We start from the raw sequence: 19,913 nt of genomic DNA on the forward strand, positions 1-19,913 counted from the left end.
CGCCGGCGGGCGAGAGGGCGCTTCGGCATACGGGGGTCGATCAGTTGTGGCTGTGCAGGATCTCGTTCAGGCCGCCCCACACCGCGTTGTTCGGGCGGGCCTCGACCGCGCCGGTGACCGAGTTGCGGCGGAAGAGGATGTTGGATGCGCCCGACAGCTCGCGGGCCTTGACGATCTGGCCGTCGGGCATGGTGACCCGGGTGCCCGCGGTGACGTAGAGGCCGGCCTCGACGACGCACTCGTCGCCGAGCGCGATGCCGACGCCCGCCTCGGCGCCGATGAGGCAGCGCTCGCCGATGGAGATGATCACGTTGCCGCCGCCGGACAGCGTGCCCATCGTGGAGGCGCCGCCGCCGATGTCCGAGCCGTCGCCGACGATGACGCCCGCGGAGATCCGGCCCTCGACCATCGACGTGCCGAGCGTGCCGGCGTTGAAGTTGACGAAGCCCTCGTGCATGACCGTGGTGCCCTCGGCGAGGTGCGCGCCGAGCCGGACCCGGTCGGCGTCGGCGATCCGGACCCCCTTGGGGGCAACGTAGTCCGTCATCCGGGGGAACTTGTCGATGGAGGTGACCTGGAGGTGCAGGCCCTCGGCGCGGGCGTTCAGCCGGACCTTCTCGATGTCGTCGACGGCGACCGGGCCGAGCGAGGTCCAGGCCACGTTGGCGAGGTGGCCGAACATGCCGTCCAGGCTCTGCCCGTGCGGCTTCACTAGCCGGTGGGAGAGCAGGTGCAGCCGCAGGTAGACGTCGTGCGCGTCGAGCGGCTTGTCGTCGAGGGAGGCGATGACCGTGCGGACCGCGACGACCTCGACGCCCCGGCGGGCGTCCGCACCGGTCGCCTTCGCCGCGCCCTCGCCGAGCAGCTCCACCGCTTTGTCCGCGGACAGCCGCTCGGTGCCGGACGGGCCGGGCTCGGCGACGAGCGCGGGCGCGGGGAACCAGGTGTCGAGAACCGTGCCGTCGGCGGCGATCGTGGCGAGGCCGGCGGCCACGGCGCCGGTGGTGCGAGGAGCAGTCATATCGGTCATGAGGGCAACCTAACCGGCCGGGGGCCGCAGAGGCCAACCCGCACAGCGGTGTCTCAGCAACCGGGCCGGACCACCCCTCCCACCTCGTGAGTTCCCCAGCGTCCCTACGGAACGAGCCGCGTCCCTACGGAACGAGCCGCGCCAACACCGCTCGCGCGTACCCCTCGTCGTAGGGCACGTCCGTCAGCAGCACCTCGAGGCAGATGCCGTCCATCAGCGCGAGCAGCGCGCGGGCGGTGACCGGGTCCGTGCGGCGGACGAGGAGCGCGATGAGGTCGTCGGCCCATTCGGCGGCGACGGGGCGCAGCGCGGGGCGGCGCAGGGCGGCCAGGTAGAGCTCGTACTCCAGCTCGACGCCGGTGCGGTCGCCGGCCAGCCATTCGCCGAGCAGTCCGGCGAGTTCGGTGGGCAGGTCGACGCGGGTGTCCGTCAGCCCGCCGCGCGCCGCGACCACCTTGGCGAAGCCCTCGTTGGCCTGGCGCAGGGCGGCGATCATCAGTTCGTCGAGGGTGGCGAAGTGGTAGGTGGTGGAGCCGAGCGGGACGTCGGCCTCGGCGGCGACCGAGCGATGGCTGAGCCCGCTCAGGCCCTTCTCGCCGACGACGCGGATCGCCGCGTCGATGATCCGCTGCCGCCGCTCGGGGTCGTAGCGGCGGGCCATCAGTGCGCGCCCCCGAGGTTCAGTACCACCACTCCGCCGATGATCAGCAGGACCCCCGCGACCTTGGTGAGCGTGAGGGACTCGCCGAACAGGGTCAGCCCCAGGACGGCGATGGCCGCGGTGCCGACCCCTGCCCAGATGGCGTACGCGGTGCCGATCCCGACGCTCTTCAGCGTCTGGGCGAGCAGAAGGAAGGAGACGACATAGCCGACGGCCGTCAGCAGCGAGGGCCAGAGCCGGCTGAAGCCCTCGCTGTACTTCATGGCGGTCGTCGCGGCCACCTCGGCGGCTATGGCGCCGGCGAGTGTCAGATATCCCATGCGTACGAGTGTACACAACGATGCGTACGGGCGTACGCATCGTTGGAGACATCGCCGTACACATCGGCACACAACCCGATACGACCCTTGCCCCAACTGGCCGCAGATTCGAAAGCGTTATGGAAAGCGCTCCCTCAAACGGATGAATGCGAGCCACAGATTCCACTACTGTTTCACCGTTCACACACCGGGCCATCGCAGCCGCGGCAGCCGCAAGAAGTGCCGCTGGAGGAACAGCGCATGCCAATAGACAAGTCCCGGCCGTCCCAGGAGCAGCCTTGGGAGAACGGCTGGGCCCCGGACAGTTCCCGGGCCCCCGGAACACGACGCCTCTGGTTGGCCGGCGGTCTCGCCGTGGCCACCATCGTGGCGTGCGTGACCGCAATCGCCTTGAACGACAAGCCTGTCGACGAAGAGAAGGCGGCTGCACGGGAGGGACAGACCCTGTCGGACGACGAGACGGCGGGCGGTCTGATCTCCTTCGCCACGCCCACCTCGAGCGCGTCGCCGATGTCGACGTCGACATCGGCGCAGAGCAGCACGTCCGCGTCCCCGTCGCCGAAGACATCGGCCTCGGCCTCGTCCTCGGCCTCGTCCTCGCCCACCCCGCAGGGCAGTTCGACGCCGGGCGCCTCGACCCCGCCCTCCGCGTCACCGACGAATAAGCCGGCCGACCCCAAGCCGCCGACCTCCATCCGGCGCTCGGTCCGCTCGGTCAACTACCCCGACCGTTACTGGCATGTCAGCAACGGCGTGGTGAAGCTCGACGAGCCGCGTGGCTCGGAATCCCGCGCGGACTCCACGTTCACCGTCGTCGCGGGTCTGACCGACAGCTCCTGCTACTCGTTCAGGACATCCGACGGCGACTACCTGCGGCACCGCAACTTCGTCCTGCGCGCCGAACGCAACGACGGCTCCACGCTGTTCAAGAAGGACGCCACCTTCTGCTCCGTGCCGTCGTCCTCGTACTCGGACGCCGTGATGCTGGAGTCGGTGAACTACCCCGGACGCTTCCTGCGCCACCAGAACTTCGCGCTGCGTCTGGACCCGTACGGCTACAACACGAGCGGCCGTTCGGACTTCTCGTTCCGCGTGGTGGCCGCCCTCGGCTGAGCCGACTCGGACCCGCACGCGGAGAACCCGCACGTGGAGGGGCCCCCGGCGTACCTACGCCGGGGGCCCCTCCGCGTGTCAGGTGCTCAGACGTTGAACCCGAGCGCGCGAAGCTGCTCGCGGCCGTCGTCCGTGATCTTGTCCGGGCCCCACGGCGGCATCCAGACCCAGTTGATGCGCAGCTCGTTGACCAGGCCGTCCGTGGCGGACTTCGCCTGGTCCTCGATGACGTCGGTCAGCGGACAGGCCGCCGAGGTCAGAGTCATGTCGATCGTCGCGATGTTCGCGTCGTCGATGTGGATGCCGTAGATCAGCCCGAGGTTGACGACGTCGATGCCCAGTTCGGGGTCGACGACGTCGTACAGCGCCTCGCGGAGTTCGTCCTCCGAGGCCGGCTTCATCTCAACGGTCTCGCTCATGCCGTGTTCCTTTCGGCGTCGGCTCCGCCCAGGGCCTGGGCCGTCGCGTCCTTCCATGCCATCCAGCTGAGGAGGGCGCACTTGACCCGGGCCGGGTACTTGGAGACGCCGGCGAACGCGACCGCGTCCTCCAGCACCTCCTCCATCGCGTCGTCGGGCTCGATCCTGCCCTTGGACTGCATCAGCTCCAGGAAGGTCTCCTGGATCTTCTGCGCCTCGGCCAGCTCCTTGCCGACGAGCAGGTCGTTCAGGACGGACGCGCTCGCCTGGCTGATCGAGCAGCCCTGCCCCTCGTAACTGACGTCTTCGATCTTCGTGCCGTCGTACTTCACACGCAGCGTGATCTCGTCGCCGCAGGTCGGGTTCACATGGTGCACCTCGGCGTCGCCATCACGCAGACCACGCCCGTGCGGGTGCTTGTAGTGGTCCAGGATGACTTCCTGGTACATCGAGTCCAGCTTCACGGTCTCAGCTCACGCCCTTCAGCCGAAGAAGTTCCGTACGTGCTCCAGACCGTCGACCAGAGCATCGATCTCGGCCGGTGTGGAGTACAGATAGAACGACGCTCGCGTGGTCGCGGGAATTCCGTAGCGCAGGCATACGGGCCGGGCGCAGTGGTGGCCCACCCGGACCGCGATGCCCTGCTCGTCCAGCACCTGGCCCACATCGTGCGGGTGGATGTCACCGAGCGTGAAGGAGATCGCCGCGCCCCGGTCCTCGGCCGTCGTCGGGCCGATGATCCGCAGGTCGGGGACCTCGGCCAGCCGCTTCACCGCGTACTCGGTGAGCGCGTGCTCGTGCGCGAGGATCTTGTCCATGCCGATCGCGGACAGATAGTCGATGGCCGCGCCCAGTCCGACCGCCTGCGCGATCGGCGGGGTGCCCGCCTCGAACTTGTGGGGAGCGGGAGCGTACGTCGAGGAGTGCATCGACACGGTCTCGATCATCTCGCCGCCGCCGAGGAACGGCGGCAGGTCCTCCAGCAGCTCCTGACGGCCCCAGAGGACGCCGATGCCGGTCGGGCCGCACATCTTGTGGCCGGTGAAGGCCACGAAGTCGGCCTGCAGGGCCTGCACGTCCATCGGCATGTGCGGGGCGGCCTGCGAGGCGTCGATGCAGACCAGCGCGCCGACCTCCTGCGCACGGCGGACTATCGCCTCGACCGGGTTCACGGTGCCGAGGATGTTCGACACCAGCACGAAGGAGACGATCTTCGTCTTCTCGGTGATGATCTCGTCGATGTTCGACAGGTCGAGCCGGCCGTCGTCGGTGAGGCCGAACCACTTCAGCTTCGCGCCCGTGCGCTGCGACAGCAGCTGCCACGGGACGATGTTGGAGTGGTGCTCCATCTCCGTGATGACGATCTCGGTCTCGTGGTCGACCCGGTAGGGCTCGTCGGCCCAGCCGAGCATGTTCGCCACGAGGTTGAGCGATTCGGAGGCGTTCTTGGTGAAGATCACCTCGTCGCGGCTGGGCGCGTTGATGAACGCGGCGACCTTGTCCCGCGCGCCCTCGTACAGTGCCGTGGCCTCCTCGGCGAGCACATGCACACCGCGGTGGACGTTGGCGTTGTAGCGCTCGTAGTACTCGTTCAGGGCGTCCAGCACCTGGCGCGGCTTCTGCGAGGTCGCCGCGTTGTCCAGGTACACGAGCTTCGCGCCGTCGTGGACCTGGCGGTCCAGGATGGGGAAGTCCTTGCGGATCGCCTCTGTGTCGAGGAGGCCCGGCAGCTGTGTCACTCGGATGCGCCACCCTTCGTGTAAGCCTCGTAGCCCTCGTTCTCCAGCTTGTCCGCGAGCTCGGCGCCGCCGGACTCGACGATGCGGCCGCCGGAGAAGACGTGGACGTAATCGGGCTTGATGTAGCGCAGGATGCGCGTGTAGTGCGTGATCAGCAGGGTGCCGACCTCGCCGGTCTCGCGGACGCGGTTGACGCCCTCGGAGACGATGCGAAGGGCGTCGACGTCCAGACCGGAGTCCGTCTCGTCGAGGATCGCGACCTTCGGCCGGAGCAGCTCCAGCTGGAGGATCTCGTGGCGCTTCTTCTCACCGCCGGAGAAGCCCTCGTTGACGTTGCGCTCGGCGAAGGCGGGGTCCATGTTGAGGCGCTGCATGGCCTCCTTGACCTCCTTCACCCACAGGCGGAGCTTGGGGGCCTCGCCGCGGATGGCGGTGGCGGAGGTGCGCAGGAAGTTCGACACGGAGACACCGGGAACCTCGACCGGGTACTGCATCGCCAGGAACAGGCCCGCGCGGGCGCGCTCGTCGACGGACATCTCCAGGACGTCCTCGCCGTCGAGCAGCACGGTGCCGCCGGTGATCGTGTACTTCGGGTGACCCGCGAGCGAGTAGGCGAGGGTCGACTTGCCGGAGCCGTTGGGGCCCATGATGGCGTGCGTCTCGCCCTGCTTCACGGTCAGGTCGACACCCTTGAGGATCTCCTTCGTGGCGTTGTCGGCCTCGACGGTGACGTGCAGGTCTCGGATTTCAAGCGTTGCCATGGGTGCCTCAGGACTCCTGGGTGAGGGAGACGAGCACGTCGTCCCCTTCGATCTTTACGGGGTAAACGGGTACGGGGCGCGTCGCGGGAAGGCCGGACGGCTTGCCGGTGCGCAGGTCGAAGCTGGAGCCGTGCAGCCAGCACTCGATCTGGCAGTCCTCGACCTCGCCCTCGGAGAGCGAGACGTTCGCGTGGGAGCAGATGTCGTGAATGGCGAACACCTCACCCTCGGTACGGACGACGGAGACCGGCGTGCCGTCGAGTTCCACCCGTTTGGGGGTGTCCTCCGTCAGTTCGCTCAGTCCACAGGCCCGAAGGAATCGAGCACGGTCGTCGGCCATCAGACGGTGGCCTCCAGCTCGGTCTCGATCTTGGCGAGCAGGCGCTCCTCGATGTCGTCGACGCCGATCTGCTGGACCAGCTCGGCGAAGAAGCCGCGGACCACCAGGCGACGGGCGTCGTCGGCCGGGATGCCGCGGGCCATCAGGTAGAAGAGCTGCTCGTCGTCGAAGCGGCCGGTGGCGCTCGCGTGCCCGGCGCCGACGATCTCGCCGGTCTCGATCTCCAGGTTCGGCACGGAGTCGACGCGGGCGCCGTCGGTCAGCACCAGGTTGCGGTTCATCTCGTAGGTGTCGGTGCCCTCGGCCTTGGCCTCGATGAGCACGTCGCCGATCCACACCGCGTGGGCGCCCTCGCCCTGGAGCGCGCCCTTGTACATGACGTTGGACTTGCAGTGCGGGGTGTTGTGGTCGACCAGGAGGCGGTGCTCCTGGTGCTGACCGGCGTCGGTGAAGTACAGGCCGAAGAGCTCGGCCTCGCCACCGGTGCCGGCGTAGGCGACGCGCGGGTGCAGGCGGACGACGTCGCCGCCGAAGGTGACCACGAACGACTTGAAGGTGGCGTCGCGGCCGATCAGCGCGTTGTGCTGGGCCACGTGCACGGCCTTGTCGTCCCAGTCCTGGACCGAGACGACGGTCAGCTTGGCGCCGTCGCCCAGCAGGAAGTCGACGTTGGCGGCGAGCACGGCGTCACCGGTGTGGTCGATGACGACGACGGCCTCGGCGAAAGCGCCCAGCTCGATGACCTGGTGGCCGTAGGAGACCCCGCCCTCGCCGTGCACGGCGATGCGGATCGGCTCGGTGAGCACGGTCTCCTTGGGGACGGTGATCACCCCGGCCTTCTCGAACGCGGAGTACGCCTGGGCGGCGACGCGGTCCACCGGGGCGCCGGCCTTGCCGAGGCGCGGGTCGGTACGGTCCACGAGCTCGACGACGACGCCCTCGGGGGCATCGACGGCGACCTTGACGCCCTCGCCGGCCGCGACGGCGGTGCCGTCGTGCAGTCCGCGCAGCCGCTCCAGCGGGGTGAACCGCCACTCCTCCTCACGGCCGTGCGGGACCGGGAAGTCCGCCACGTCGAAGGAGGGGGGCGCGCTCATGCGCGTGGCGACGGTCGACTCGGCGGCCACCGCGATCGATCCGGCGGTGGTGGAGGACCCCACCGTGGAGTTCTGAGCCTCAGCCATGGCTGTCGTAGTGCTCGCTTTCTGAAGTCAAGAAGTGTGCTGGCCGATGGGCGGGGTCAGCCGACCGCGCCTTCCATCTGCAGCTCGATCAGCCGGTTGAGCTCGAGGGCGTACTCCATCGGCAGCTCCTTGGCGATGGGCTCGACGAAGCCGCGCACGATCATCGCCATCGCCTCGAACTCGCTCAGACCACGGCTCATCAGGTAGAAGAGCTGGTCCTCGGAGACCTTGGAGACGGTCGCCTCGTGGCCCATGGACACGTCGTCCTCACGGACGTCCACGTAGGGGTAGGTGTCGGAGCGGGAGATGGTGTCGACGAGCAGCGCGTCGCACAGCACGTTCGACTTGGAGCCGTGGGCGCCCTCGCCGATCTCGACGAGACCGCGGTAGGACGTACGACCGCCACCGCGCGCCACGGACTTCGAGACGATGTTCGACGACGTGTTCGGCGCCATGTGGACCATCTTGGAGCCGGCGTCCTGGTGCTGGCCCTCGCCCGCGAAGGCGATGGAGAGGGTCTCGCCCTTGGCGTGCTCGCCCATCAGGTAGACGGCCGGGTACTTCATCGTCACCTTGGAGCCGATGTTGCCGTCGATCCACTCCATGGTCGCGCCCTCGTACGCCACGGCGCGCTTGGTGACCAGGTTGTAGACGTTGTTCGACCAGTTCTGGATGGTCGTGTAACGGCAGCGGGCGTTCTTCTTGACGATGATCTCGACGACCGCGCTGTGCAGCGAGTCGGACTTGTAGATCGGGGCCGTACAACCCTCGACGTAGTGCACGTACGCGCCCTCGTCGACGATGATCAGGGTCCGCTCGAACTGGCCCATGTTCTCCGTGTTGATACGGAAGTAGGCCTGGAGCGGGATCTCGACGTGCACGCCCTTCGGCACGTAGATGAAGGAGCCGCCCGACCACACCGCGGTGTTCAGCGACGCGAACTTGTTGTCGCCGACCGGGATGACGGTGCCGAAGTACTCCTTGAAGAGCTCCGGGTGCTCCTTCAGCGCGGTGTCGGTGTCCAGGAAGATGACGCCCTGCTCCTCCAGGTCCTCACGGATCTGGTGGTAGACGACCTCGGACTCGTACTGGGCCGCGACGCCCGCGACGAGGCGCTGCTTCTCCGCCTCCGGGATGCCGAGCTTGTCGTACGTGTTCTTGATGTCCTCGGGCAGGTCCTCCCAGGACTCCGCCTGCTTCTCCGTGGAGCGCACGAAGTACTTGATGTTGTCGAAGTCGATGCCGGAGAGGTCGGAGCCCCAGTTGGGCATGGGCTTCTTCTCGAAGAGCCGCAGGCCCTTGAGGCGCAGCTTCGTCATCCACTCGGGCTCGGACTTCTTCGAAGAGATGTCCTTGACGACATCCTCGTTGATGCCGCGCTTGGCAGAGGCACCGGCCACGTCGGAGTCGGCCCAGCCATATTCGTAGTTGCCCAGACCCTCGAGCTCGGGGTGGGCAGTCTCCTCGATGGGGAGCGTCATGCGGGGTTCCTCCCGGCGGTACTTGCAGATGCTTGGTGGGTGGCGGTGGAAACTTTGGGGATGAACGTCGTGCAGACGCCGTCGCCGTGGGCGATGGTCGCCAGCCGCTGGACGTGGGTGCCGAGCAGCTGGGAGAAGATCTCGGTCTCCGCCTCACAGAGCTGCGGGAACTTTTCCGCGACATGGGCGACGGGGCAGTGGTGCTGGCACAGCTGCTCGCCGACCGGTGCGCTGCGCGCCGTAGCAGCGTACCCGTCCGCGCTCAGGGCCTTGGCCAGGGCTTCGGTGCGCTCCTCGGGGGCGGCTGCCTCGATCGCCTTGCGGTACTCGGCGGCCTGTTCGGCGATCCGTGCGCGGGCGAAGGCGACGACCGCCTCCTCTCCGCCCAGGCGCTCCTGGATCCAGCGCAGGGCGTCGGCGGCGAGCTGGTCGTAGGACTGGTCGAAGGCGTCGCGGCCACAGTCGGTGAGCGCGAAGACCTTGGCGGGGCGGCCTCGGGTCCGCGCTCCGTACACCTTCTGCTCGCGGGCCGCGACGACGTCGTCGGCCACCAGCGCGTCGAGATGGCGGCGGACGGCGGCCGGGGTGAGGCCCAGTCGTCCGGCCAGCTCGGTCACGGTCGACGGGCCGTGGTCCAGGATGGACCGCGCGACCCGGTTGCGCGTCGAGCGCTCTCCGGTCGCGAGCTCCTCCTGGGGGGTCCCCGTGCGGGTCTCCCGAGCCTCGCCGACGTTTTTCACAACGCCATTGTTGCGTAATTCCTCAGAGGCAGGCAAGCCGCGCCCGGACCGCCGGGCGGTGCCTTGCGTCACTTAGGCATACCTAATCTGACCTGCGCAAACGATCTTTGATCGATCGGACGGGGCACCGACGGCCGATTAAATCACTGGCCCCCGAAGCCCTCCGCGAGGACACTGCCGGACCATGCCCACACCACCTCCCACCGGCCCACTTGTCACCCAGGACACCCTGACGGCGGAGCTCCGCGCCCTGGGTGTCGAACCCGGCGAGATCCTGCTCGTGCACTCCTCGCTCAGCTCACTCGGCTGGGTCTGCGGAGGCGCCGTCGCGGTCGTGCGAGCACTCCTCGAAACGGTTGGTCCGAACGGCACACTCGTGGTCCCCACCCAGTCCGGCGACCTGTCCGACCCGGCGCTGTGGAGCAATCCGCCGGTCCCCGAGGAGTGGTGGGAGCGGATCCGGGCGAGCATGCCCGCCTACGACCCCCGCATCACCCCCTCCCGCGGCGTCGGCGTGATCCCGGAGACGGTCCGCACCTGGCCCGGCGCGCTGCGCAGCGGCCACCCGCAGACGTCGTTCGCGGCGCTCGGCGCGCGGGCCGCGGAGATAGTGGAGGGGCACTCCCCCGACTGCCGGCTCGGCGAGCACAGCCCGCTGGCCCGGCTGGAGAAGCTCGGGGCGCGCGTACTGCTCCTGGGCGCCGGCTACGACGCCTGCACCAGCTTCCACCTGGCCGAGTACCGGATCCCGGCCCCCGTGGTCACGGTGGGCCGGCCGGGAGCCGACGGCGGCTGGGAGGCGGTGAGCGAGGTGTCGATCGACTCCGACCGCTTCGACGAACTCGGCCACGACTTCGAACGCGACCGCGCCGTCGTCCGGGGAAAGGCCGGCGCGGCCGACGTACGGCTGTTCCCGGTCGCGGACTCCGTGGCCTACGCCCAGCGGTGGCTGCCCCTGCACCGGTCCCGCGAGGACGAGTTCTGAACACGCCCGCGCAGCCGCCGTCGCGCCGTGGCCACTTCTCGTACCCCCTGGTCCGAGCCCCCGTCCGCGAACCTAGACTCTTGAGCCATGCGAAGTGAGCCTGTCGTCCAGGTCCGGGCCCTGGTGAAGCGGTACGGGACGAAGACCGCGGTGAACGGCCTCGACCTGACGGCCGGGCCGGGCGTCACCGCCGTCCTCGGACCCAACGGCGCCGGCAAGACGACCACGATCGAGACCTGCGAGGGGTACCGCAAGCCGGACTCCGGCACGGTGTCCGTCCTCGGCCTCGACCCGGTGCGGCAGGCCTTTGACCTGCGCCCCCGCATCGGGGTGATGCTCCAGTCGGGGGGCGTGTACTCGGGCGCGCGGGCCGACGAGATGCTCCGGCACGTGGCGAAGCTGCACGCCTGCCCGCTGGACGTGGACGCGCTGATCGAGCGTCTCGGCCTCGGCTCCTGCGGCCGCACCGCCTACCGCCGTCTTTCCGGCGGCCAGCAGCAGCGCCTAGCGCTGGCCATGGCGGTCGTCGGCCGCCCGGAGCTGGTGTTCCTGGACGAGCCGACGGCCGGCCTCGACCCGCAGGCCCGCCGCGCCACCTGGGAGCTGGTCCGGGACCTGCGCACGGACGGCGTCTCGGTCATCCTCACCACCCACCACATGGACGAGGCCGAACAGCTCGCCGACGACGTCGCGATCATCGACGCGGGCCGGGTCATAGCCCAGGGCTCCCCCGAGGAGCTGTGCCGCGGCGGCGCCGAGAACACCCTGCGCTTCACCGGCCGCCCCGGCCTCGACGTCGCCTCGCTGCTCAAGGCCCTGCCCGCGGACTCCAAGGCCGCCGAGCTGACCCCGGGCTCCTACCGGGTCCACGGCAAGATCGACCCGCAGCTGCTGGCGACGGTGACGTCGTGGTGCGCGCAGCACGGCGTGATGCCCGACCGCCTCTCGGTGGAACGGCACACCCTGGAGGACGTCTTCCTCGAACTGACCGGCAAGGAGCTGCGCTCGTGACCGCCACCGGCACCTACACCCCCCGGCCCGGTGCGGCCCCCCTCCCCCGCATGATCGCGGCGCAGGCGGCGCTGGAGACGAAGATGCTCCTGCGCAACGGCGAGCAGCTGCTGCTCACCGTCGTGATCCCGGCGCTGCTGCTGGCCCTGTTCGCCGGCGTGGACATCGTCGACACCGGTGCGGGCGAGGCGGTGGACTTCCTCGCCCCCGGCATCCTCGCGCTCGCCGTGATGTCGACGGCGTTCACCGGGCAGGCCATCGCGACCGGCTTCGAACGCCGCTACGGGGTGCTCAAGCGGCTCGCCGTGTCGCCGCTGCCCCGCTGGGGCCTGATGACGGCGAAGACGCTGTCGGTGCTGGTCACGGAGATCCTCCAGGTGATCCTGCTGACCGCGATCGCCTTCGCGCTGGGCTGGGACCCGCACGGCAACCCGATGGCCGTGCTGCTCCTGCTCGTCCTGGGCACGGCCGCCTTCTCCGGCCTCGGTCTGCTGATGGCGGGCACGCTGAAGGCCGAGGCGACGCTGGCCGCGGCCAACCTGGTCTTCCTGCTGCTCCTCGTGGGCGGCGGGGTGATCGTCCCGCTCGACAAGTTCCCGCCCGCCGCGCAGGACGCGCTCGGTCTGCTCCCGATCACCGCCCTCTCCGACGGCCTGCGGGACGTCCTCCAGCACGGCGCGGGCCTGCCCTGGGGCGATCTGGGGATCCTGGCCGGCTGGGCGGTCGTCGCCCTCGCGGCGGCCGGGAGGTTCTTCCGCTGGGAGTAGCCGGGAGCAGACACGGGGGACCCTCGTGAAAGCGTGCACAAGCGGACGCCTACGATGGGGCGCGTGCCAACAGTGACCCGTGCCGACGCCGTAGCCGCCGTGCGCAACCCCCTCGCCTTCATCGCCGCACGCTGGACCCCCACCCCCCGGACGGTTCAGCGAGCGGCCCTCTTCGCGCTCGTGATGTCGGTGGTCATCGTGGTCACCGGCGGCGCGGTCCGGCTGACGGGCTCCGGCCTGGGCTGCCCGACCTGGCCGAAGTGCACCGACGACTCGCTCACCGCGACCAGCGCGATGGGCGTCCACGGCGCCATCGAGTTCGGCAACCGGATGCTGACGTACGTGCTGTGCGCCGCCGTCGGCTGGGCGATCATCGCCGCGCGCTCGGAGAAGCCGTACCGCCGGAGCCTGACCCGGCTGGGGTGGGCGCAGTTCTGGCTGGTGATGAGCAACGCGGTCCTCGGCGGGATCGTGGTGCTCGTCGGCCTCAACCCGTACACGGTCGCGGCGCACTTCCTGCTCGCCTCGGCGCTCACCGCCGTCGCCACGCTGATGTGGCAGCGCACCCGGGAGGGCGACACGGCGCCCAAGCCGTTGGTCGGCGCGTCCGTGCGGCAGCTGGTGTGGTTCCTGGTCGTCGCCTCGGCGCTGCTGATCGCCGTCGGCACGGTGGTGACCGGCTCCGGTCCGCACGCCGGGGACTCCAGCGAGGTCGAGCGGATGCCGCTGGACTGGGAGACGGTGGCCAAGCTGCACGCCGTGCTGGCCTGGATCGTGGTGACGCTGACCTTCGCGCTGTGGTTCGTCCTGAAGGCGGTCGACGCCCCCAAGGGCCCCCTGGACCGCACCCGCGAGCTGTTCCTGGTCCTGCTCGCGCAGGGCGCCGTCGGTTACGTCCAGTACTTCACGGACCTCCCGGAGGTCCTGGTCGGCGCACACATGTTCGGCTCCTGCCTGGTGTGGATCGCGGTCCTGCGCGTCCTGCTGGCCCTGCGCGAACGGCCCCTGCCGACGATCGACCTCCCGGGGCCGGCGACCGAGGCCACGGTGGGCACCCACACGTAGGCGCTCCGCTGGGAGTGCCGCGATGTGCCGTCGTTTCGCCGCGGCGCCGTCGGGGCTGGTCGCGCAGTTCCTCGCGCCCCTTCGGGGCGCTGCCGACCTGCCTAGGCCAGGCCGTAGACCCTGCGGGCGTTGCCCGCTGCGATCAGGGTCGCGACCCGTTGGGCGTCCGTCAGTGACCACGCGCCCTCCGCGACCCAGCCGCCCAGCACCCGGGCCAGCGCCTCCCGGAACAGCCGCGCGGCAACCACGTGCAGCTCGGGCAGCCCCTGGGCCCCGCTGGAGAATAGGATCTTGCCGAAGGGGGCGAGTTCCAGGATCTCCGCGAGGATCGTCGCGGCGCGGGCGCCGGTCCGTACGAGGGCCGCGCCGGAGTCGGCGTACACATGCGGGAAGACCCCGGCGAGATGCGCGGCGTGCCGGTGGTACGGGTAGCCGTGCAGCAGGACGAGGTCGGTGCCGAGGCCGGCCGTGGCGCGGACGAAGTCGGTGAGCAGCACGGGGTCGGTGCGGTCGATGCGCGCCCCCGGCGCCCCGAGTCCCGCGTGCAGTTGCAGCGGCAGGCCCGAGGCGACGGCGCTCCACAGCAGGTGCCGCAGCAGCACCGGGTCGCTCAGCTCGCCGCCGACCCGGCGGGCGGCCAGCCAGCGGCCCGCCGCGCCGCGCACCTCCCCGGGGCCGGGCGGCTCGGGCGCGAGGGCGAGGCCGTGCCGGACTCCCGCGACGGAGGTGAAGGCCACGGCGTTCGCGGCGGCCGCGTGGACCGCCTCGGCGAGGTTGGCGAGGAAGGACTCGACGGTGCCGGAGGTGTCGGCGACCTGTTCGGCGAGGAGTTCCAGCCGCACGATCTCGCGCGCCTCGGCGGCGCCCGCCGAGGCCAGCTCGTCCGGTCCGGTGAGGTCGCCGGGCAGGCCGGTGTCGACCAGGTACATCGTGATGCCGCTGCCGCGCAGCAGCCGGCGGCCCGATTCCAGTACGCCGAGTTCACGACGCCGGGCGAGATAGCGGGCGGGCGACGCGTGCGGTTCCAGGCCGAGCAGCGGCGGACACCAACGGCGTACCGCGAACCCCGTCTGGGTGTCGAAGAGCGTCGTGCCCGGGGCGGGCGGGCCCTCGGTGCGGGCCAGCTGGGTCTCGAACGTGCCGAGACCCAGCTCCGTTCTCAGGACGCCGTGGCAGTACTGGTCCACCAAGGACGGCGTTTCGATCATCCGGACTCCCCGGGAGATGGACCACGTCGTTTCCACGGGGCCTAACGGGTGACCGGGGTGTCAGGTGTTGCTGCGCGGCCGTTTGTTGCTGCTCAGCGGTTCTTCGGTCCGCCGACCTGGATGCCCGCCATCCGGGTCCACTCGTAGCGGCCCGTGGTCACCTTCGCCGCGAACTCGCCGTCGAAGGACTCGTGGACCGTGATCCCGGCCTTCTCGACGGCCTTCTCGGCGACCGCGACCGAGGGGGCCACCAGGTCGCCCCAGCCGCCGTCCTCGCCGACGAGGACGATGCGGGCGCCGCGATCGCCGATGTACGCGACCTGGCCCTCGGCCCCGCCGTGCTCCTTGGAGAAGGCGCTGATCTGCTTGGCGAGCCGCGCCGCGGTGCGCTCGGCCTTCACGTCCTGCTTGCTGTCTGCCATGGGCAAAATGCTACCGACGGGTAGATCGAACGGCGACGGCCGGGGCGCGTGGCCTTGACCACGCACCCCGGCCGTCGCACGGACCGTTCGGGATGTCGTCAGCGCAGGAAGGGGTCCACCGCGATCGCCACGAAGAGCAGCGACACATAGGTGATGGACCAGTGGAACAGCCGCATCTCCTTCAGCTTCCCGCCCGTGGTCTCGGCCTTCGCGCGGTGCTGGAGCGCATGCGCCTCCCACAGCCACCAGCCGCCGGCCAGCAGCGCGACCGAGGTGTAGAACCAGCCGGTGTAGCCGAGCGGGGTCAGCAGCAGCGAGACGACGACCATCACCCAGCTGTAGAGGACGATCTGCTTGGCGACGACCTTGTTGGAGGCGACGACCGGCAGCATCGGCACGCCCACGCGCGCGTAGTCGTCCCGGACCTTCATGGACAGCGGCCAGTAGTGCGGCGGCGTCCAGAAGAAGATGACGAGGAAGAGGATGACCGGCGCCCAGGAGAGCGAGTCGGTCACCGCGGACCAGCCGATCAGCACCGGCATGCAGCCGGCGATGCCGCCCCACACGATGTTCTGCGAGGTACGCCGCTTGAGGATCATCGTGTAGACGACGACGTAGAAGAGGAGCGCCCCGAGGGAGAGCCACGCCGACAGCCAGTTGACGGCGAGCCCGAACAACAGTGTCGATACCACCGCAAGGGTGATGCCGAAGGCGAGACATTCACGCGGGCTGACCATCCCGGTGACCAGCGGCCGCTGCGAGGTGCGGTCCATCAGCGCGTCGATGTCCCGGTCGATGTACATGTTGAGCGCGTTGGCGCCGCCCGCGGAGAGGTACCCGCCGATGCAGGTCAGCACCACCAGGCCGAGGTCCGGAACGCCTCGCTGCGCCAGGAACATCACCGGGACGGTGGTGATCAGCAGCAGCTCGATGATCCGCGGCTTGGTCAGCGCCACGAATGCCTTCACCCGGGCCCCGAACGGCCGCCGGGTCGGGCTCTGGCTCGTCCCGGTAATCCCCACTGGACGGGATTCAACGGCCGTCACGCACACCCCTGACAGAGACTCCCAGCAAGCCCGCGGGTGTGAACTCCCCGTAAAGGCTCGCGCGTACCACGCCACTGTAGACGTTGCCCATACCCCGACATTCGCGGGGGTGGGGTCGTGTTGGGCGGCAGCCCCGGAAGAGCTGTTCGGCACTCTGTTGAGCACTCGTACGAGCGCCTCCGTATTCACTTGCCGAACAGGAAACACACCGGTCGGGAGGCGGATCACCAAGACTCCCGGCAGTCTGGAATGACTCGAAAAATTGCACGTTCTGACGGGGGTAGGCTCGACAACGGCCGGTGGGCGCCGCGTGCACCGGCATTCGACATGCGTGACATTTCGACATGCGTGACATGTGGAGAGGAGCCCTGACCCAGGGTGAGCACCAAGCCGACCACCACAGACCTCGAGTGGACCGAGTTGGATCAGCGGGCCGTGGACACCGCCCGCGTCCTGGCCGCCGATGCCGTACAGAAGGTCGGCAACGGCCATCCCGGTACGGCGATGAGCCTGGCGCCTGCCGCGTACACCCTCTTCCAGAAGGTGATGCGGCACGACCCGGCGGACGCCGACTGGGTCGGCCGCGACCGCTTCGTGCTGTCCGCGGGCCACTCGTCGCTGACCCTCTACACCCAGCTGTACCTGGCCGGCTTCGGCCTGGAGCTGGACGACCTGAAGTCGTTCCGCACCTGGGGTTCGAAGACCCCGGGTCACCCGGAGTACGGCCACACCACGGGCGTCGAGACGACGACCGGCCCGCTCGGCCAGGGCGTCGCCAACGCCGTCGGCATGGCGATGGCCGCCCGCTACGAGCGTGGGCTGTTCGACCCCGAGGCCCCGCAGGGCGAGTCGCCCTTCGATCACTTCGTGTTCGTGATCGCGGGTGACGGCTGTCTGCAGGAGGGCATCTCCGCCGAGGCGTCCTCGATGGCCGGCCACCAGAAGCTCGGCAACCTGGTCCTGCTGTGGGACGACAACCACATCTCGATCGAGGGCGACACCGAGACGGCCGTCTCCGAGGACACCGTCAAGCGGTACGAGGCGTACGGCTGGCATGTGCAGCGCGTCGCCCCGAAGCCTGACGGCGACCTGGACCCGCACGCCCTCTACAACGCGATCGAGGCCGCGAAGCAGGTGACGGACAAGCCGTCCTTCATCGCGATGCGCTCGATCATCGCCTGGCCCGCCCCGAACGCGCAGAACACCGAGGCCGCGCACGGCTCGGCGCTCGGCGACGACGAGGTCGCGGCCACCAAGCGCGTCCTCGGCTTCGACCCCGAGCAGTCCTTCGAGGTCGCCGACGAGGTCATCGCCCACACCCGCGGGGCGCTCGACCGCGGCGCCCAGGCGAAGGCGGACTGGGAGAAGTCCTTCCAGCTCTGGCGCGACGACAACCCGGCGCGGGCCGCCGAGTTCGACCGCATCGCCGCGGGCGAACTGCCGGCCGGCTGGGAGGAGAAGCTCCCGGTCTTCGAGCCCGGCAAGGGCGTCGCCACCCGCGCCGCGTCCGGCAAGGTGCTCCAGGCGCTCGGCGCGATCATCCCCGAGCTGTGGGGCGGCTCCGCCGACCTCGCCGGGTCGAACAACACCACCATCGACAAGACGTCGTCCTTCCTCCCCGCGGACAACCCGCTGCCGGAGGCGGACCCGTACGGCCGCACGATCCACTTCGGCATCCGCGAGCACTCCATGGCCGCGGAGATGAACGGCATCGCGCTGCACGGCAACACCCGTATCTACGGCGGCACCTTCCTGGTGTTCTCCGACTACATGCGCAACGCCGTCCGGCTGTCCGCGCTGATGCACCTGCCGGTGACCTACGTGTGGACCCACGACTCCATCGGTCTCGGCGAGGACGGCCCCACCCACCAGCCGGTCGAGCACGTCGCCGCGCTGCGCGCCATCCCGGGCCTGAACGTCGTCCGTCCGGCCGACGCCAACGAGACCGCGATCGCCTGGCGCGAGATCCTCAAGCGCCACACCAAGGTCTTCGGCAAGGGCGCCCCGCACGGTCTGGCCCTCACCCGCCAGGGCGTGCCGACGTACGAGTCCAACGAGGACACGGCGCGCGGCGGTTACACCCTGTTCGACGCCACGGGCGGCGCCCCGGAGGTCATCCTCATCGCGACCGGCTCCGAGGTGCACATCGCCGTCGAGGCGCGCGAGCAGCTGGAAGCCGACGGGGTGCCGACGCGAGTCGTGTCCATGCCGTCCGTGGAGTGGTTCGAGGAGCAGGACCAGGCGTACCGGGACAGCGTGCTGCCCCCGTCCGTCAAGGCCCGCGTCTCGGTCGAGGCGGGCATCGGACTGACCTGGCACAAGTACGTCGGGGACGCCGGCCGCATCGTTTCCCTGGAGCACTTCGGTGCTTCCGCCGACGGCAAGGTCCTCTTCCAGGAGTACGGCTTCACTGCCGAGAACGTGGCCGCGAAGGCGCGCGAATCCCTGGCCGACGCCCAGCGCTGACGCTCACATACGACACGTAGGAGATGTAATTTCCATGACAGACGCACTCAAGCGCCTCTCCGAGGAGGGCGTCGCGATCTGGCTGGACGACCTGTCGCGCAAGCGGATCACGTCCGGCAACCTCGCCGAACTGATCGACCAGCAGCACGTCGTGGGCGTCACCACCAACCCGTCGATCTTCCAGAAGGCGATCAGCAGCGGCGACGGCTACGAGCAGCAGCTCGCCGACCTCGCCGCCCGCAAGGTCACCGTCGAAGAGGCCATCCGCATGATCACGACGGCGGACGTCCGTGACGCCGCCGACATCCTGCGCCCGGTCTTCGACGCCACCGGCGGCCAGGACGGCCGGGTGTCGATCGAGGTCGACCCGCGGCTGGCGCACCACACCGCGCCGACGGTCGCCGAGGCCAAGCAGCTCGCCTGGCTGGTCGACCGGCCCAACACGCTGATCAAGATCCCGGCCACCAAGGCGGGCCTGCCGGCCATCACCGAGGTCATCGGCAACGGCATCAGCGTCAACGTCACGCTGATCTTCTCGCTGGAGCGCTACCGCGAGGTCATGGAGGCCTACCTGGCGGGCCTGGAGAAGGCGCAGGCCAAGGGCCTGGACCTGTCCCTGATCCACTCGGTGGCGTCCTTCTTCGTCTCCCGGGTCGACACCGAGATCGACAAGCGGCTCGACGCGCTCGGCACCGACGAGGCCAAGGCCGCCCGCGGCAAGGCCGGCGTGGCCAACGCGCGCCTCGCGTACCAGGCGTACGAAGAGGTCTTCTCGGGCGGCCGCTGGGCCGCGCTGGAGAAGGCGGGCGCCAACAAGCAGCGCGCGCTGTGGGCCTCCACCGGTGTGAAGGACCCCGCGTACAAGGACACCCTGTACGTGGACGACCTGGTGGCGCCCAACACGGTGAACACCATGCCGGAGGCGACCCTGTTCGCCACCGAGGACCACGGGCAGATCACCGGCGACACGGTCGCCGGCACCTACGAGCAGGCCCGCGCCGAGCTCGACGCCGTCGAGAAGCTCGGGATCTCCTACGACGACGTGGTCCAGCTGCTCGAGGACGAGGGCGTCGAGAAGTTCGAGGCCTCCTGGAACGACCTGCTCAAGTCGACCGAGGCGGAGCTGGAGCGCCTCGCCCCCTCGGAGGGCTGACA

General features: G+C 69.7%; 21 protein-coding genes. 7 read left to right on the forward strand and 14 right to left on the reverse strand.

The window, feature by feature from the left end; translation table 11 throughout:
• Positions 1-40 precede the first annotated feature (40 nt).
• From dapD to ACWCPF_RS20920, 3 genes are all read right to left on the reverse strand, one after another.
• The gene (dapD, locus tag ACWCPF_RS20910; protein ID WP_451046538.1) at positions 41-1,030 is read right to left on the reverse strand and encodes a 2,3,4,5-tetrahydropyridine-2,6-dicarboxylate N-succinyltransferase; all 990 of its coding nucleotides are present in this window, start codon (positions 1,028-1,030) and stop codon (positions 41-43) included.
• 124 nt (positions 1,031-1,154) lie between these two features.
• Positions 1,155-1,691: a TetR/AcrR family transcriptional regulator gene (locus tag ACWCPF_RS20915; protein WP_451046539.1), complete on the reverse strand. Its 537-nt coding sequence runs from the start codon at positions 1,689-1,691 to the stop codon at positions 1,155-1,157.
• Positions 1,691-2,011, reverse strand: a complete 321-nt coding sequence (locus tag ACWCPF_RS20920; protein ID WP_451046540.1) for a DMT family transporter — start codon at positions 2,009-2,011, stop codon at positions 1,691-1,693. Before ACWCPF_RS20920 ends, ACWCPF_RS20915 begins: the two co-directional genes overlap by 1 nt.
• 375 nt (positions 2,012-2,386) lie before the next feature.
• On the opposite strand from ACWCPF_RS20920, the gene ACWCPF_RS20925 reads away from it, so the two are divergent.
• Complete coding sequence (locus tag ACWCPF_RS20925) at positions 2,387-3,124, forward strand: AbfB domain-containing protein (RefSeq protein WP_451046541.1); 738 nt, start codon at positions 2,387-2,389, stop codon at positions 3,122-3,124.
• 86 nt (positions 3,125-3,210) lie between these two features.
• On the opposite strand, the gene ACWCPF_RS20930 is transcribed toward ACWCPF_RS20925, so the two are convergent.
• Genes ACWCPF_RS20930 through ACWCPF_RS20965 form a run of 8 tightly spaced genes read right to left on the reverse strand, consistent with a single transcriptional unit; the run spans position 3,211 to position 9,788 of the window.
• Positions 3,211-3,543 carry a metal-sulfur cluster assembly factor gene (locus ACWCPF_RS20930; protein WP_451046542.1) on the reverse strand — a complete coding sequence of 111 codons (333 nt, stop codon included), beginning with the start codon at positions 3,541-3,543 and terminating at the stop codon, positions 3,211-3,213.
• The gene (gene sufU, locus ACWCPF_RS20935; protein ID WP_451046543.1) at positions 3,540-4,007 is read right to left on the reverse strand and encodes a Fe-S cluster assembly sulfur transfer protein SufU; all 468 of its coding nucleotides are present in this window, start codon (positions 4,005-4,007) and stop codon (positions 3,540-3,542) included. The genes ACWCPF_RS20930 and sufU overlap by 4 nt, the downstream gene beginning before the upstream one ends.
• Before the next feature lie 18 nt (positions 4,008-4,025).
• Positions 4,026-5,282, reverse strand: coding sequence for a cysteine desulfurase (locus ACWCPF_RS20940; protein WP_351918926.1), 1,257 nt, complete (start codon positions 5,280-5,282; stop codon positions 4,026-4,028).
• A complete protein-coding gene (sufC, locus tag ACWCPF_RS20945; RefSeq protein WP_451046544.1) occupies positions 5,279-6,043 on the reverse strand; it encodes a Fe-S cluster assembly ATPase SufC in 765 nt (254 codons plus the stop codon). The genes ACWCPF_RS20940 and sufC overlap by 4 nt, the downstream gene beginning before the upstream one ends.
• Before the next feature lie 7 nt (positions 6,044-6,050).
• Positions 6,051-6,383, reverse strand: coding sequence for a non-heme iron oxygenase ferredoxin subunit (locus ACWCPF_RS20950; protein WP_451046545.1), 333 nt, complete (start codon positions 6,381-6,383; stop codon positions 6,051-6,053).
• A complete protein-coding gene (gene sufD / locus ACWCPF_RS20955; RefSeq protein ID WP_451046546.1) occupies positions 6,383-7,567 on the reverse strand; it encodes a Fe-S cluster assembly protein SufD in 1,185 nt (394 codons plus the stop codon). The genes ACWCPF_RS20950 and sufD overlap by 1 nt, the downstream gene beginning before the upstream one ends.
• Before the next feature lie 56 nt (positions 7,568-7,623).
• Entirely contained in the window at positions 7,624-9,048 is a 1,425-nt protein-coding gene (gene sufB, locus ACWCPF_RS20960) for a Fe-S cluster assembly protein SufB (protein WP_351918920.1), read from the reverse strand.
• Positions 9,045-9,788 (reverse strand): helix-turn-helix transcriptional regulator, encoded by a 744-nt coding sequence (locus tag ACWCPF_RS20965; RefSeq protein ID WP_451046547.1) that lies wholly within the window; start codon positions 9,786-9,788, stop codon positions 9,045-9,047. The genes sufB and ACWCPF_RS20965 overlap by 4 nt, the downstream gene beginning before the upstream one ends.
• Positions 9,789-9,972: 184 nt before the next feature.
• On the opposite strand from ACWCPF_RS20965, the gene ACWCPF_RS20970 reads away from it, so the two are divergent.
• The 4 genes from ACWCPF_RS20970 to ACWCPF_RS20985 all read left to right on the forward strand — a co-directional run bounded on the left by ACWCPF_RS20970 (position 9,973) and on the right by ACWCPF_RS20985 (position 13,616).
• Positions 9,973-10,773 carry an aminoglycoside N(3)-acetyltransferase gene (locus ACWCPF_RS20970; RefSeq protein ID WP_451046548.1) on the forward strand — a complete coding sequence of 267 codons (801 nt, stop codon included), beginning with the start codon at positions 9,973-9,975 and terminating at the stop codon, positions 10,771-10,773.
• 87 nt (positions 10,774-10,860) lie between these two features.
• On the forward strand, positions 10,861-11,784 hold the full coding sequence (locus tag ACWCPF_RS20975) for an ABC transporter ATP-binding protein (RefSeq protein WP_451046549.1): 924 nt from the start codon (positions 10,861-10,863) through the stop codon (positions 11,782-11,784).
• 50 nt (positions 11,785-11,834) lie between these two features.
• On the forward strand, positions 11,835-12,551 hold the full coding sequence (locus ACWCPF_RS20980) for an ABC transporter permease (RefSeq protein WP_451046577.1): 717 nt from the start codon (positions 11,835-11,837) through the stop codon (positions 12,549-12,551).
• Between the two features lie 54 nt (positions 12,552-12,605).
• A complete protein-coding gene (locus tag ACWCPF_RS20985) occupies positions 12,606-13,616 on the forward strand; it encodes a COX15/CtaA family protein (RefSeq protein ID WP_451046550.1) in 1,011 nt (336 codons plus the stop codon).
• A 101-nt stretch (positions 13,617-13,717) separates the two neighbouring features.
• Here ACWCPF_RS20985 and ACWCPF_RS20990 read toward each other — a convergent pair whose 3' ends face one another.
• The 3 genes from ACWCPF_RS20990 to ACWCPF_RS21000 all read right to left on the reverse strand — a co-directional run bounded on the left by ACWCPF_RS20990 (position 13,718) and on the right by ACWCPF_RS21000 (position 16,298).
• Complete coding sequence (locus tag ACWCPF_RS20990; protein WP_451046551.1) at positions 13,718-14,824, reverse strand: amidohydrolase family protein; 1,107 nt, start codon at positions 14,822-14,824, stop codon at positions 13,718-13,720.
• Positions 14,825-14,916: 92 nt separating this feature from the next.
• Entirely contained in the window at positions 14,917-15,246 is a 330-nt protein-coding gene (locus ACWCPF_RS20995) for a hypothetical protein (protein ID WP_451046552.1), read from the reverse strand.
• A 98-nt stretch (positions 15,247-15,344) separates the two neighbouring features.
• On the reverse strand, positions 15,345-16,298 hold the full coding sequence (locus ACWCPF_RS21000; RefSeq protein ID WP_451046553.1) for a heme o synthase: 954 nt from the start codon (positions 16,296-16,298) through the stop codon (positions 15,345-15,347).
• A 372-nt stretch (positions 16,299-16,670) separates the two neighbouring features.
• Between ACWCPF_RS21000 and tkt the strand changes: the two genes are divergently transcribed.
• Both tkt and tal read left to right on the forward strand, forming a co-directional pair.
• Positions 16,671-18,758 (forward strand): transketolase, encoded by a 2,088-nt coding sequence (tkt, locus tag ACWCPF_RS21005; protein ID WP_451046554.1) that lies wholly within the window; start codon positions 16,671-16,673, stop codon positions 18,756-18,758.
• Between the two features lie 34 nt (positions 18,759-18,792).
• A complete protein-coding gene (gene tal / locus ACWCPF_RS21010) occupies positions 18,793-19,911 on the forward strand; it encodes a transaldolase (protein WP_451046555.1) in 1,119 nt (372 codons plus the stop codon).
• Positions 19,912-19,913 lie beyond the last annotated feature (2 nt).

Source organism: Streptomyces sp. NPDC001858, assembly GCF_053594615.1.